The organism is Rhodococcus sp. NPDC127593 (assembly GCF_042671975.1).
In the GTDB taxonomy this organism is placed as follows: Bacteria; Actinomycetota; Actinomycetes; order Mycobacteriales; family Mycobacteriaceae; genus Rhodococcus_F.
In genome coordinates this window covers 52,637-66,992 of sequence record NZ_JBHXWI010000005.1, presented here as the reverse complement: position 1 = coordinate 66,992, position 14,356 = coordinate 52,637, and the positions used below count along the sequence as shown (strand labels likewise).

The window sequence follows — 14,356 nt, the reverse complement described above, 5'->3', positions numbered from 1 at the left end:
CTCATCAGCTTGTCGGAGAAAGAATATTCACCGTGCACCACGCCTTGGCTGGTTTCACCGAGGCGTGGTGCACGTGGGCGCCGGTCGGTGGCTGGCGGATGATGTAACTATCGCTATCCCTTTGGGTTTCGCACCAATTTCTTGTTGGAGAACTCGTTGAAACCGTACCGGGCCAGCTCGCGGCCGACGCCGGAGCCCTTGACGCCGCCGAACGGCAGGTCCGGCGAGCTCTTGCTGGTGCTGTTGATCCACACCATGCCGGTCTCGAGTTCCTGGGCCACGCGGTCGGCCTTTTCCGGGTCCGAGGTGAACACGCTGGACGAGAGGCCGAACGGGGAGTCGTTGGCCAGGCCGATGGCCTCGTCCATCGACCCGACGCGGTGGACGACGGCCACCGGACCGAACAACTCCTCGCTGAACGCGCGCATCTCACGCGTGACGCCTGTCAGGACGGTGGGCGGGTAGTAGGCCCCGGCCCCGTCTGGCCGGATGCCGCCCAGCAGGGCGTCGGCACCGTGTGAGATCGCGTCCTGGACAAGCTCGTCCAGTTCCTCGGCTCCCGAGTTCGAAGCCAGCGGTCCGAGCTTCGTCTCGGGGCTGGTCGGGTCACCGGGCTGCCAGCCGGTCATCCCGTCGACGAGTTTCCGCACGAACTCGTCGTACACGTGTTCATCGACGAGGAACCGCTTCGACGCGGTGCAGGCCTGCCCGCCGTTACCGAGCCGGCCGACGACGGCGGCGGCCGCCGCGGCGTCGACATCGGCGTCGTCGAGCACGATGAACGGGTCCGAGCCACCGAGTTCCAGCACGCACTTCTTCATGTGTCGGCCGGCGACCTCGCCGACAGCGGACCCAGCCTTCTCGGATCCGGTCAGCGAAACACCCTGGACACGTGGATCCGCAACGGTATTCGCGACCTGCACAGAGGAGATGAGGGCGTTGAGGTACACGCCCGCGGGCAAACCGGCCTCGGCGAGGACCCGTTCGATGGCGAGGGCGGACTGCGGGCAGTTCCGCGCGTGCTTGAGGATGATCGTGTTGCCCAGGGCGATGTTCGGGGCGGCGAAGCGTGCCACCTGGTAGTAGGGGTAGTTCCACGGCATGACCCCTACGAGCGGGCCGATCGGCTCGGTGCGGACGACGGCCGTGCCGGACCCGGTGATGTCGAGGGGCTCGTCCGCCGTGTACTCCTCCACATGGTCGGCGTAGTACTGGTAGATCGAGGCGACCAGCTCCACCTCGCCCTTGGCCTGCGCGATGGGCTTGCCCATTTCCAAGGTGAGGAGCTTGGCCAGCTCGTCGGCCTGTTCACGGTGGATCTCGGCGGCGCGCGTGAGGACGACGCGGCGCTGCTCCAGCGGTGTGGTGCGCCAGGAGCGGTATGCCGCCGTGCTGCGTCCGATGAGATCGTCCAGTTCCGCATCCGAGATCTCCGGGTACTGCGCGTTCTGGTCCCCGGTGACCGGGTCGATGGTGGTGTACACACCCATGGGTGGTTCTCCTGTGTGGTGGTGAAGGGTGTCAGGCCGCGATCGTGTCGGCCGACTCGAAGCCGCGGTATCCGTTGGCGGTGACGTCGGCGAGGACGGCGCGGTAGTTGCCCAGGCCGCCGAGGTAGAAGAGGACGCTGGGTTTCTTGCCGGGGATGTTGGCGCCGAAGATCCACGAGTCGACCTTGGTGAACACCGTCATGTTGGCGATTTCGGTGCAGGTGTCGGTCCATTCGGTCTCGGCCTCGGGTGTGGGCTCGATCGCGCGGAGCCCGGTGCGTTCGGCGTGGTCGATGGTGTCGCTGATCCACTCGACCTGGGTCTCGATGCTCGGCGGCAGGTTGGTGAACGGGCCGTTGGGGCCGAGCACCATGAACCAGTTGGGGAAGTTCGCGGTGGTGATGCCCAGGTAGCTGGTGGGCTGTCCGTTCCAGTGGTCGTTGATGTTCAGGCCGCTGCGGCCGCGGATCTGCATGCGGCGGTAGTTGCCGTCGACGGCGTCGAATCCGGTGGCGAACACGAGCACGTCCAGTTCGTGCAGGACGCCGTCCTCGGTGATCACGCCGTTGGCGGTGACCTCGCGGATGGGGTTTTCCTTGATGGCGACGGCTTCGACGTTGGGCCGGTTGAAGACCTGGTGGTAACCGTCATCGCACAGGGGGCGGCGGGCGAACAGGCCGGTCGGGGTCAGTTTGCGGGCGGTTTCCGGGTCCTCGATGACCTCGGCGGTCTTGGAGCGGATGAACGATGCTGCGGTCTCGTTGGCTTCCTCGTCGGTGGCGATGTCGCCGAAGGTGGCGAACATGAAGCGGAAGCCGCCGCCGTGCTGCCATGCCTCCTCGTAGACGCGGTGGCGTTCCTGCTCGGTGACGCTCATCGCCGGCACGGTGGACTCCTCGAAGCCGAAGGCCACGGAGGAATCCTTGACCTGTGTCCAGATCCGGTCGTAGTCGGCCTTGACGGCGTCGATCTGCTCGGTCGTCACGGGGCGTTTGCCGACCGGGACGGAGTACTGGGGGGTGCGGACGAACACGGTCAGGTGTTCGACCTCCGGTGCGAGGGCGGTGATGACCTGCTGGCCGGTGGAGCCGGTGCCGATCACGCCCACACGGCGGCCGGCGAGGTCCTTGCCCTCGGGCCAGGCGGCGGTGTGGATGGTTTCGCCTTCGAAGGTGTCCAGACCGGGCAGGTTCGGGAGGTTGATGGCGGAAAGCAGTCCGACGGCGTTGACGACGTAGGTGGCCCGGTACACGGCGCCGGTGTCGGTGGTGACCTCCCACAGGGCCTCGTCATCGAGGTAGACGGCGGAGGTGACCTCGGTGCCGAAGCGGAAGTGGCGGCGCAGGTCGAAACGGTCGACGACGCCCTCGAGGTATTCGAGGATCTCGGGCTGGGTGATGTACGTGTGTTTCCAAGTGCCGTCCTGCAGCAAGTCCTCGTCGAAGGAGAACCGATAGACGTGGCTCTCGGTGTCGGAGAGGGCACCCGGGTAGCGGTTCCAGTACCAGGTGCCACCGGGACCGTCTGCCTTGTCGAAACCCACTGTGGTCAGGCCGAGTTCGTTGTGCAGCTTGTGGACGGCGTAGATGCCGCCGAAACCGGCGCCGATGACGACGGCGTCGACGATCTGGGGAGTGATCTGTGTAGGCATGGCGAACTCCTGTGTCGTTCTGATGCGGGAAAGAAGGCGGTGAAAGATATAGGGGCCCTGGGTGTTACGCGCGATACCAGGTGGCGAGCTTCTCGAACTCCTCGGCGACGAGGGCGGAGCGGCCGGCGAGGAACGGGTAGACGTGCTGCTGGCCTTCCCCGATGGACAGGGTGACATCCACACCTGCTTCCTTGGCGCGCTCCTCCACTCGGGTGGCGTTGTCGAGGAGCGATTCCACGCTGCCGGCCGTGATGTACAGCCGCGGGAAACCGGTGAAGTCGGCGTGCAGCGGGTTCGCCAGCGGGGTCTTCGGGTCGACGGCGCCCCCGAGGACGCCGGCGATCATGCCTTCGAGCAGTTCCGGGGTGATCAGGGCGTCGGTGTCGTTGTTGGTGAGGAGGGTTTCGCCCTTGTTCTCCATGTCGAGCCACGGGGAGAAGGCGATGACCCCGCCGGGGCCCTGCTTGCCCTGTTCCCGGAGGGCCATGGCGATGGCGATGGCGAGGTTGCCGCCGGCGGAATCACCGATAGTGGTGATGTCGCGCGGGGCGATGCCGGATGCGACGAGTGCATCGAAAGCGGCCACACCGTCCTCTACCTGGGCAGGGTGCTGAAACTCGGGGGCCCGGCGGTAGTCCAGCACGAAGCTGACGGCGCCGACCGCCTTGGCGACGTGGGCCGCGAGCTTGCGGTGGCTGGACGCCGAGCCGACGGCGAATCCGCCGCCGTGCGTGTACAGAAGCACCTTCGACGTGTCCGCTCCCTCCGGCAGGCACCAGATGCCGGGGACGCCGCCGACGGTGTCCTCGCGGTACGTCACGCCCTCCGGCTCGACGGTCGGCTGGTGCCACTCGTCGAACATGGAACGGAACAGCCGCATGGTCAGGTCCGGCGTCGCCGCCATGATCTGGGACCAATCGACGTAGAGGTCGCGCAGCACGTCCCGGCCCTCGGCATCGGCGGAAGTGACGCTGAGCTGTTCGGAGATGTTGGTGGTCATGGTTGCCTTTGATTCGGTTTCGGACCAGGTGGGTTATGCCTCGTCCGTGTTCTGTGTCCTACCTGCCGCGGCCGTCCCGATGTGATGGCCGCCACGGCTCCTGAATCAAACGTAGGAGCATGTTCCGACTCACCTGTGTTCCGATGTGAAACACATTGCGCCTCGAATTTCTGCACATGATGAGGGGACACCCGACAGCCACACCCTGAAAGAGGGACTCTTGATGCATGCATTCGCCGTCCACCCCGACGACCCCACGATCCATGATTTGGAAATTCCGACCCCGAGGCCAGAGGGCCGGAAGGTCCTTTTGAAGGTCACGCGGGCCGGTGTTTGCCACACCGATACCCATCTGCGGGCGGGCGGCTACGATCTGGGCAGCCGCGGGTTGATGAGCATGAAGGACCGCGGTATCGAGTACCCGATGGTGCTCGGCCACGAGGTCGTCGGCATCGTCGAACAGGTGGGTGAAGACGTCGAATCCGTTCGTCCGGGCGACGCGCGGCTGATCTACCCGTGGATCGGCTGCGGCGAGTGCCGCCACTGCCGCGAAGGCAACGACAACCGTTGTGCTGCAGGAAGAAACCTGGGCGTGGCCTGCCACGGCGGCTACGCCGAATACATCCTCGTGCCCGACGAGAAGTACCTCGTCGACATCGACGGCATCGACCCGAGTTGGGCTGCCACCCTGGCCTGCTCGGGCCTCACCGCCTACAGCGCCGTGGACAAGATACTCCCCCTCGAACCGGACGAGCCGGTCGTCCTCTTCGGCGCGGGAGGTCTGGGCCTCACGGCCGTCGCATTGCTCCGTGCCCGGGGTCACCGCAACATCTGCGCGGTCGATGTCGCCGAGGGAAATCTCTCCCTGGCCCGGGACATGGGCGCGTCGAGTACGGTCCTTTCCGGGCCCGGCAGTGGGGCCAAAGACATCCGACGCGCGGCCGGGGGACCTGCCAGCGCCGTCGTCGACTTCGTCAACAACGGCGTCACGGCCACGTCGGCTTTCGAGCTCCTGACCAAGGCGGGGCACATGGTCCAGGTCGGGCTCTTCGGCGGCGAAGTGACCATCCCAACCGCACTGCTGGCCCTGCGCATGATCCATATCGAAGGCAGCTTCGTAGGGACTCTCTCGCAGCTGCAGGACCTGGTGCGGATCGCGCGAAGCGGAAAGCTGCCCAACATCCCGGTCGTCGAACGGGCGCTGTCCGCGTCCGAGGTATCCCGCGCCCTGGACGACCTCACCGCCGGGGGCGTTGCTGGACGCATCGTCTTGACTGCTTGACACTGGGATGGTGATGGAAAAGTCACGCCGCGAGGACGAGGTCCGGAGTGCCCGGGAACTGCTGATCACGCAGGGACTGGTCCGGGCTTCCGTTCCCGCGTCCCTCGTCGCCGAGGAGATCGAGCAGAGCTGGCGCCGCTCGGTCTCGCACCGCGTCGATCCCGGGGCCGGACCCCACATTCTGGGGGAGATCGACCCGGACAGCGCCATCCTGCGTGCCGCAGGCCGGATCCTGGACCAATGGCAGACCAACCTCACCGACTCGCGGATGACCCTCTTCCTGGCTGACGAGGCCGGCCGCATCGTTTCCCGCCGCATCGTCGACGCTCAGGACGAGCGGACACTGGACCGGGCCAGCGCAGTGGAAGGATTCGACTTCTCCGAACAGTCCTTGGGCACGAACGGGCTGGGCACTCCCATCGAGTCGCGCGGGATCGTATTCGTCCGCGGCACCGAGCATTTCAACGACGCCCTCGCCAAACTCGCGTGCGCGGGCGCTCCGATCAAGCACCCCATCACCGGCCGGATCGTGGGCTCGCTCTCCATCGCCTCCCACGTCGACGCCGCCAGCCCTTTGATGGTCGCGATGGTGCGGCAGGCCGGATATCAGATCGCCGAAGCGCTCGAGCTGATGGCCGACTCCCGGGACCTCGAGCTGGCGCGCACCTACCGCCTCTTCCGGTCCTCGCGGCACCCCGTCCTCGTCATGAACTCGGAAACGGTCATGACTGACCTGCCCGCCCTTGCCCACTTCGACGCGGAGTCCCACGCCGACTTGTGGGAAAAGCTACGCCGCCACCGCTGGGATCAGGACGAGCTGCAGCTCGAGTTGCCCACGCTCGGCGCCGAGGCCATGGTTCGGCGCCTCGGCCGCGCCGGTCAGGACGCGATCTTCGCGCTGGAGTTCACGGAGCAGGCCGCAGCGGCCGAAGCCGGACAGATGACCGTCGCCCACAACCCGGACAGTGCGGCCGTACCTGCCGGCGGCGTTGCGCTGGACGGTGTGACGTCCCATCGGACCCGGCCGACCCCGTACACCGACGTGCAACGGCAGCTGAGCGTTTCCTCAGACATCGACGGGCTCATTCGCGTCGTGGGAGGCCCCGGCACCGGCAAACGCCACCAGGCCGCGAGATGGCTTCGCCAACACACCAGCCAGGAGCCCGAGGTCGTCACCGCCCGCGACCTCGCCGCAGACGACGCGGTCTGGGTCGGCGGGGAAGCCGCGTTGCGCGGAGGCCGCGGGATCGTCGTGGTGGGAGGAGACGATCTCTCCGATGACCTGCGTGCGCGTCTCGTTGACTTCGCCAGGCTCCCGCGGCCGGGAGTTCCACCGGGTGCCCGGATCGTCCTCACCGAATGCACCGGCGATGCAGACAAAGTCGGAGCAGATGGCGGTCCGTCCGCGGTGCGCGTCCCCTCCCTCACAGAACTGCGCGACGAGCTGCCCGACATCGTGCGCGCGGTCGCTGCTGAGCTCTTCCCAGGCGCGCCGGCTCTGCGGTTCTCCCCCGCTGCGCTCCAGTGTCTGTTGGCCTGGCGTTGGCCCGGCAACGTCGCCGAGCTGACCCGGCTCCTCACCGCCCTCCCGTATCCGGTTCGCAGCGGCCTGATTCAGACCAAGGATCTGCCCGCACCCATGCGGCAGACGGCCTTGTCCTCGCTGAGCCGCTACGAGCAGGCGGAGCGCGAGACGATCGAGGGCGCCCTGCGCGAAGCCGACGGCAACAAGGCGCGCGCCGCCAAGATTCTGGGCATCGGCCGCACTACCCTGTACCGCAAGATGCGGGCCCTGAAAATCAATGCCGAGGAACGAATGATCGCACCCGGTCCGTGATCCCGGGGCGATCCGGCACGACTGAACAGCCCCCGATAATCCAGCCGGGGGGCTGTTCATCGTCCTCGAAGGACTAACTCGTGGTGGCGGCCGCAGAGCGCTCGGAAGGATCGAGATTTTCGGAGGGCAGTCGACCCAGCAGTTCCGCACTTCGCGGACCACCGAGCAATTCTGCGGGAGTCTTCGACGTCTCACGCATTCCGATAACCGCGATCCCAGCGATTCCGGTGGCAATCGCACCGAACATTGCAACCGGAAGCCAGCCCGACGGGCCCGCGCCGAGGAGCACGGCTGCGATGAGCGGTGCGAATCCTGCAAGGAGGTTACCGATCTGGTTGCTGACCGCCATGCCGGTGAATCGAACGGGTGCCGGGAATTGCTCGGCGAAGAACGACGTCCACACGCCGTTGTAGCAGCTGAAGAACAGCGACATGTTGATGAACGCGAAGATTGCGATCAGCAGGATATTCGTTGTCGAAATCGCCCACAGGTACGCGAAGATGGTCAGCGCACCGCCGACAGCGCCGATCAGCATCGTTCGCTTCCGGCCGATCACGTCGGAGAGGTAGCCGGCCGCAGGGATGCTGACAATCGACAACGCTATTGCTCCGGAAATGACGGCGAGCATTGCGCCCCGATCCACCCCGACCGAGGTGGCGTACGACAGGCTGAACACGGCAAACAGGGTTTGCATCGACGCCATCAGTGATGCTCCGGCGACTCGGATCACGTCGCGCCAGTGATACGTGATTACGTCGTTCAGCGGTCGCTTCCGAACTTGGCTTCCTTCGCGAGCTTCGGTGAACGCGGGAGTTTCGTCGAGATGGCTTCGCACGTAATAGGTGATGACGACGACTACGGCGCTGAGCCAGAAGGGAATTCTCCAGCCCCAGGTGTACAGCGCGTCGTGGGGCAGCATCGCCACCGGGAGGAACACGACGGTGGCCAGTGAGCAGCCGACGGCGTAGCCGACCATGACGAAACTCGTGAAGAATCCCCGGCGCCCCACCGGGGAATGCTCCACGGTCAACGTCGATGCTCCCGCCGATTCGGCCCCCGCGGAGAATCCTTGAACGATGCGGAGGGCGACGAGCAGTACCGGGGCAAACAGGCCCACCTGTGCGTATGTGGGAAGGCACCCGATGGCGAAGGACGCGATGCCCATCATCACGACTGTGGCCAGCATGACGCGTTTGCGGCCGAGTCGGTCGCCGAAGTGTCCCATCACCACCGCGCCGACAGGTCGGGCTACGTAACCCACAGCGAACGTCGCGAATGATGCGATGAGCGCGACGGCGGGATCACCAGAGGGGAAGAACAACACGTTGAAGACCAGAGCGGCTGCGGCGCCGTACACGAAGAAGTCGTAGTACTCCAGTGCGCTGCCGAGGAGCGCGGCTGTCGCTGCACGACGGGGAGTCATCGCAGGCGGCGACGATGTTGTACGTGTCATGTGTTTCTCCTGAAACAGACTCGGGGATAGCAGGGCGGGGCCCGAGGACGTGTGTGACCCTCGGCAGCGGATGGGCGACATTGTGATGGCCGCCACGGCGTGTGGATCAAACGTAAGAGCATGTTGCAACCCACCTGTGTTCCACTTTGGAACACCACGACACCTCGGTAGCTGAGCGATCCTGGAAGCACCCACCACACGCCGCACCCGGCGTCCCGAGGCTCGCCGGCTGCGTGAGCTGACGATTGGTTCGATTTTCAGGAGACAACCGTGACCGCCACCGTAAGCAGTGATCCGACAACGCAGTTGGATGACGACGACTTCCGCGACATCCTTTCCCATACCCGGGCGTTCGTCCGGAACGTGGTGGTTCCGCGTGAGCAGGAGATCGACGAGACGGATGCGATCCCCGCCGACGTCCGGGCCGCAGCGAAGGACATGGGCCTGTTCGGCTTTGCCATTCCCCAGCAGTGGGGTGGTCTCGGGATGAACCTGATCCAGGATGTCGAACTGGCGATGGAATTGGGGTACACCACCCTCGCCCTTCGGTCGATGTTCGGTACCAACAACGGCATCGCGGGTCAGGTACTGGTCAACTACGGCACGGACGAGCAGCAGACGACCTGGCTCGAGGACATCGCGTCCGGCGACGTTGTCGCCTCGTTCGCCCTCACCGAGGCCGGCGCCGGCTCCAACCCGGCCGGGCTGGGCACCAAGGCGGTGCGCGACGGCGACGACTGGCTGATCACCGGCGAGAAACGCTTCATCACCAACGCCCTGATCGCGAATCTGTTCGTGGTGTTCGCCCGCACCCGGCCCGCCGACGGTGATGGCCCGGGCATCGCCGTGTTCCTGGTCCCGGCCGATGCTGACGGCGTGCATGTGGGCGGCAAGGACCGCAAGATGGGGCACGCCGGGTCCACCACGGCGACCGTGCATTTCGACGACGTGCGGGTGCCGTCCTCGGCTCTCGTGGGTGGCAGTGAGGATGTCGGCTATCGTGCGGCGATGAGGTCGCTGGCCCGTGGCCGCGTGCACGTCGCGGCGCTGGCGGTCGGGCAGGCGCAGCGTGCGCTCGACGAGTCGGTGGCCTACGCGGCGACCGCAACGCAGGGCGGCAGCGCCATCGGGGACTTCCAGTTGGTGCAGGCGATGATCGCCGATCAGCAAACCGGCGTCATGGCGGGGCGGGCGCTGGTGCGTGACGCCGCCCGGGCCTGGGTCGAGGGCACCGACCGGCGGATCGCCCCGTCGGTCGCGAAGCTGTACTGCACCGAGATGGTCGGGAAGGTTGCCGACCTGGCGGTGCAGATTCACGGTGGCAGCGGGTACATGCGCGAGGTCGCCGTGGAGCGGATCTACCGGGACGTCCGGCTGCTGCGCTTGTACGAGGGCACCAGCGAGATCCAGCGCCTGATCATCGGCGGCGGCCTGGTCAAGCAGGCCGGCAACACCGCAGGCGGGCAGCGATGAGCGAACCGACCCTGGAGGATCTCTTCCCGCGCAGGGGCGAAGTCACTCTCGATTCCGGCGACTGGTGGGCGCGTGCCGCGTGCCGTGATGCCGAACTGGCAGTGTTCTTTTCGCCTGACGATGAACGCGGCCATGCCCGCGACCGCCGCGAAACACGGGCGCGGCAGATTTGCCGGCCCTGCCCCGTTCTCGCGCAGTGCGGCAATCACGCACTCGTGATGGGTGAAACCTACGGTGTCTGGGGTGGCATGACTGAAGGGGATCGACGAAAGCGCAGCCGCCGACCCCGACGCGGTGAGCGTCGACCGCTCGAATCCCTGCACACGCGAACCGTTGCCGACGTCCCGCGGATCCGACGGTCCGCACTGTCCCTTCCGTAGCCGCCGATCGATCGCACGCCGGTGGGGCGCCCGTACCTGATGGACGAGAAGACCCTTCCTCATCTCGAAGTCGTACATTTCGAACTCCGGGAGACCGGCCCGGCCGGTACCCCTCTTGCGGTCGCGGGGATACTCTGGGTTCACCCGCCCGCCGACGACGGGATGACTCGAGCCTGGCACCGGTGTGGTGACGCCCGACCGGGATGGGGCGTGCGATGGCCGAATTCGATCCGTTTGCCACCCAGCGTGACAACGCCGGGGACATAACCGCAGAGTTGGAAGCCGCCGGATTCACCGACCTCGAAGAAATCGGCCGCGGCGGGTTCGGGGTCGTCTACCGATGCCGTCAGCCGCATCTGGACCGCCTGGCCGCGGTGAAGGTACTGGCCGCGGACCCGGACCCGGACCCCGAGAAACTGGAGCGGTTCCTGCGCGAGCAGCGGGCGATGGGCCGACTGTCCGGGCACCCCCACATCGTCACCATTCTGCAGGTCGGCACCACCCCGGCGGGCCGACCGTACCTCGTGATGCCGTATCACCGGTACGGGTCGCTCGACGCCACGATCCGCCGCACCGGCCCGCTGAACTGGGCCGATACGCTGAATCTGGGGATCGCGTTGGCCGGGGCGCTCGAGACCGCCCACCAGGCCGGGGTCGTGCACCGCGACGTGAAACCGGCGAACATCTTGCTGACCGAATACGGCGACGCGCAGTTGGCCGATTTCGGGATCGCCCGAATTCCGGGGGGCTTCGAGACCGGTACCGGTGTGATCACTGGTTCGCCCGCGTTCACCGCCCCCGAGGTCCTCGCCGGGCAGAGCCCCACCCCGGCATCGGACGTCTACAGCCTGGGCGCGAGCTTGTTCTGCGCGCTCACCGGGCACGCCGCGTTCGAACGCCGCAGCGGCGAACAGCTCGTCGCCCAGTTTGTGCGGATCACTACCGAGCCGGTGCCGGACTTGCGGGATCCGTCCATTCCCGATGCGGTGACGGCGGTGATCGGGCACGCCATGGCCGCCGAACCGACGGCTCGCCCACGCACGGCGGCGGAGTTCGGGGACGAGTTGCGCGACACTCAGGCCCGGGCGGGAGCGCTTGCCGACGAGGACCCGCCGCTCCGTGGTCCCGCAGATGTGCACGTGGGCTCGCCGAAATCCGTGCCCGTGCCGACCGAGACACCCGCAGGCACGCAACGGACGCGGCTTGCGCCGCCGACTCCGGCGACGAAATTCCGGCCACCCATCGCACCGAAGGCCCTGGTGCGCCGGGCACGGCTGCTCGAGGCTCTGCGGGCCGCGCGGCGGCGCCGGCTGGTGCTCATTCACGCGCCCGCCGGGTACGGCAAGTCCACCCTCGCCGCCCAGTGGCGCGAGGTGCTCGCCGCCGGAGGCACGGCGGTGGCGTGGCTCTCCGTCGACAACGACGACAACAACCTCGTGTGGTTTCTCGCGCATCTGATCGAGGCGATCCGGCGTGTGCAGCCCACTCTGGGCCACGATCTCGGTCAGGTTCTCGAGGACCGCGGCGACGACGCCGACCGTTACGTGCTGACCGCACTCGTCGAGGAGGTGCACGAGCGGGGGATGCCGGTGGCGGTCGTGATCGACGACTGGCACCGGGTCACCGATTCCGCGACCCTCGCCGCCCTTGACTACCTGCTCGACAACGGCTGCCACCACCTTCAGCTCATTGTCACCAGCCGGACCCGATCCGGACTGCCTCTCGGCCGAATGAAGGTTCGCGACGAACTGGTCGAGGTCACCGCCGCGGACCTGCGTTTCGACCTCGACGAATCCACCCGATTTCTCGTCGACGTGAACGGACTCGCGCTGGCCGATTCCGAGCTCGCCGCGCTGACACGCTCCACCGACGGATGGGTCGCCGCTCTGCAGCTCGCGTCCCTGTCGCTCCGCGGCCGATCCGATGCGGGCGAATTGATCGCCCACCTGTCCGGGCGACACCATGCCATCGGCGAGTTCCTGGCCGAGAATGTGCTGAGCGCCCTCGAACCCGAACTTCTCGACTTCCTGATGGCCACCTCGATTCCGGAACGAATCTGCGGCGACCTCGCGGGGGTCCTTGCAGACACGACCCGCGGGCAGGCGCTGCTCGAGGAGGTCGAAGAGCGGGATCTGTTCCTGCGCAGCCTCGACGACGACCGGGACTGGTTCCGCTATCACCATCTGTTCGCCGAGTTTCTCCGACGCCGGCTCGAGCGCGACGCACCCGAGCAGCTCGCACGGTTGCACCGGAGAGCGTCGGACTGGTTCGCCGACCACCACGCGCTCGGCGAGGCGGTCGATCATGCGCTGGCCGCCGGAGATGACGACCGTGCCGTGGACCTGATCGAGTCGCACGCGATGAGCCTGATCGAAAGCTCGAAGATGGGGACGGTCCTCGCTCTGGTCGCGAAACTGCCCGCACTCCTCGCACAGAACCGTGCCCGGCTCCAGCTGATCGTGGCATGGGCCAACGTCCTGCTGCACCGACTCGAGCCGATGCAGGCGGCCCTGGCGCGGGTCGAGGCCGCCCTCGACGAGCACACCCTGACCGAGGCGCAGGCGATCGATCTGCGGGTGGAGGCAGCAGTCATCGCCGATGTCGGTCGGTGCCACGCCGACGTCATCGACGGGGCCGGCGAGCAGGTCCGCGAATGTTTGAAACGACCGAACACCCTGCCGCCCTTTGTCGACGCCGCCGCAGCCGACGTCACTTCCTTCGCCGACATCTGCACCTTCGACTTCGACGCCGCCCGTCGACAGCAGAACTGGGCACGGCCCTACCACCAGCAGACCCACGGCCCGCACTTCGGGATGATCGGGCACTGTTTCGCCGGTATCGCCGCCAACGAGCTCCTCGACATCACCGCCGCCGAGGACCACTTCCGGGCCGCCTGGGACCTCGCCGTTGTCACCGTCGGTGTCCACTCGTATGCGGCCCAGCTGTCCGGCGCCCTCCTCGGTGACCTGCTGTATCAGCAGGGCAAGATCGATGAGGCCGAGCGCCTGCTGGATGCCAGTTACCGCCTCGGCGCCGAGGGCGGCGTCGTGGATTTCATGCTCGCCAGTTACGGCACCGGAGCCCGGATCAAGGCCCTGCGCGGGGACATGCCCGCGGCTGCGCAGCGGTTGGACGAGGGCGCAGACACCGCCCGGAAGTTGTCACTGCCGCGGCTCGCCGCGCGAATCGACAGAGCGGATCCGCTGCGGATTGGAACCGGGCACCGAATTCCACACTCGGACAGATCGATCGACGTCAGGACGACAACCTACCGACATCAGCACACGAACAACCGAAATCGACGAAGACTCCCAGATCCGGCTGCTCCTGACCGCCCGCGCCTACGACGAAGCCTGTGCCCGGGTGGAGGCGGTGGTACGGACACTCGAAACAGCGCGGCGACCGCGGGCCCTCCTCGAGGCAAGGGTGCTGCACGCCCGGTGCCTGGCCGCCGCGGGAAGGGCCACGGACGCAACACAGGTCCTCATTCCCGTTGCCGCCGACTGCGCCGAGTACGGCCTGCCACGCCTGGTGGCCGACGGCGGCGAACCCGTCACCGGACTCCTCACCGGGATCGCCGACGATCAACGCGACGGCCGCTGGCGGCCCGAATGGCCGTCCATCCCGGAGGCCTTCCTTGCCCAGACGCGCCCGCACTAGTGTCGCGGAGTACGCGCCGTGCGCCCGAGAGTTATTCGTACCGTGCGCAATTGAACTGCTGACCCGACGCCGTTGTGCGTAAGCGCTTCACCGAAGAAACACCCATCGACGGGTGATCCACGCATGTAGC

General features: G+C 66.9%; 8 protein-coding genes and 1 pseudogene. 5 read left to right on the top strand and 4 right to left on the bottom strand.

Annotated features, from left to right (window positions below; translation table 11 throughout):
• Positions 1-113: 113 nt before the first annotated feature.
• From ACFVJ3_RS05760 to ACFVJ3_RS05750, 3 genes are all read right to left on the bottom strand, one after another.
• Positions 114-1,490, bottom strand: coding sequence for an NAD-dependent succinate-semialdehyde dehydrogenase (locus ACFVJ3_RS05760; RefSeq protein ID WP_378451155.1), 1,377 nt, complete (start codon positions 1,488-1,490; stop codon positions 114-116).
• Positions 1,491-1,521: 31 nt separating this feature from the next.
• Positions 1,522-3,141 carry a flavin-containing monooxygenase gene (locus tag ACFVJ3_RS05755; RefSeq protein ID WP_378451154.1) on the bottom strand — a complete coding sequence of 540 codons (1,620 nt, stop codon included), beginning with the start codon at positions 3,139-3,141 and terminating at the stop codon, positions 1,522-1,524.
• Between the two features lie 64 nt (positions 3,142-3,205).
• The gene (locus ACFVJ3_RS05750; RefSeq protein ID WP_378451153.1) at positions 3,206-4,141 is read right to left on the bottom strand and encodes an alpha/beta hydrolase; all 936 of its coding nucleotides are present in this window, start codon (positions 4,139-4,141) and stop codon (positions 3,206-3,208) included.
• Positions 4,142-4,364: 223 nt separating this feature from the next.
• Here ACFVJ3_RS05750 and ACFVJ3_RS05745 point away from each other — a divergent pair, with 223 nt between their 5' ends.
• Complete coding sequence (locus tag ACFVJ3_RS05745) at positions 4,365-5,423, top strand: alcohol dehydrogenase (protein WP_378451152.1); 1,059 nt, start codon at positions 4,365-4,367, stop codon at positions 5,421-5,423.
• A 13-nt stretch (positions 5,424-5,436) separates the two neighbouring features.
• The gene (locus ACFVJ3_RS05740) at positions 5,437-7,260 is read left to right on the top strand and encodes a helix-turn-helix domain-containing protein (protein WP_378451151.1); all 1,824 of its coding nucleotides are present in this window, start codon (positions 5,437-5,439) and stop codon (positions 7,258-7,260) included.
• A gap of 73 nt (positions 7,261-7,333) precedes the next feature.
• Here the strand turns inward: ACFVJ3_RS05740 and ACFVJ3_RS05735 are convergent, their stop codons facing one another.
• Entirely contained in the window at positions 7,334-8,713 is a 1,380-nt protein-coding gene (locus ACFVJ3_RS05735) for an MFS transporter (RefSeq protein WP_378451150.1), read from the bottom strand.
• 270 nt (positions 8,714-8,983) lie between these two features.
• Between ACFVJ3_RS05735 and ACFVJ3_RS05730 the strand changes: the two genes are divergently transcribed.
• The 3 genes and pseudogenes from ACFVJ3_RS05730 to ACFVJ3_RS05720 all read left to right on the top strand — a co-directional run bounded on the left by ACFVJ3_RS05730 (position 8,984) and on the right by ACFVJ3_RS05720 (position 14,226).
• Positions 8,984-10,186, top strand: coding sequence for an acyl-CoA dehydrogenase family protein (locus tag ACFVJ3_RS05730; protein ID WP_378451149.1), 1,203 nt, complete (start codon positions 8,984-8,986; stop codon positions 10,184-10,186).
• A complete protein-coding gene (locus tag ACFVJ3_RS05725; RefSeq protein WP_378451148.1) occupies positions 10,183-10,566 on the top strand; it encodes a WhiB family transcriptional regulator in 384 nt (127 codons plus the stop codon). The genes ACFVJ3_RS05730 and ACFVJ3_RS05725 overlap by 4 nt, the downstream gene beginning before the upstream one ends.
• Positions 10,567-10,781: 215 nt before the next feature.
• A pseudogene (locus tag ACFVJ3_RS05720) lies at positions 10,782-14,226 on the top strand (protein kinase).
• Positions 14,227-14,356: the final 130 nt, after the last annotated feature.

Bases quoted from the DNA above. Each gene is read 5' to 3' on its own strand.
- ACFVJ3_RS05725 (WP_378451148.1), top strand. From the start codon at position 10,183: ATGAGCGAACCGACCCTGGAGGATCTCTTCCCGCGCAGGGGCGAAGTC.
- ACFVJ3_RS05745 (WP_378451152.1), top strand. From the start codon at position 4,365: ATGCATGCATTCGCCGTCCACCCCGACGACCCCACGATCCATGATTTG.
- ACFVJ3_RS05755 (WP_378451154.1), bottom strand. From the start codon at position 3,141: ATGCCTACACAGATCACTCCCCAGATCGTCGACGCCGTCGTCATCGGC.
- ACFVJ3_RS05750 (WP_378451153.1), bottom strand. From the start codon at position 4,141: ATGACCACCAACATCTCCGAACAGCTCAGCGTCACTTCCGCCGATGCC.
- ACFVJ3_RS05740 (WP_378451151.1), top strand. From the start codon at position 5,437: ATGGAAAAGTCACGCCGCGAGGACGAGGTCCGGAGTGCCCGGGAACTG.
- ACFVJ3_RS05735 (WP_378451150.1), bottom strand. From the start codon at position 8,713: ATGACACGTACAACATCGTCGCCGCCTGCGATGACTCCCCGTCGTGCA.
- ACFVJ3_RS05760 (WP_378451155.1), bottom strand. From the start codon at position 1,490: ATGGGTGTGTACACCACCATCGACCCGGTCACCGGGGACCAGAACGCG.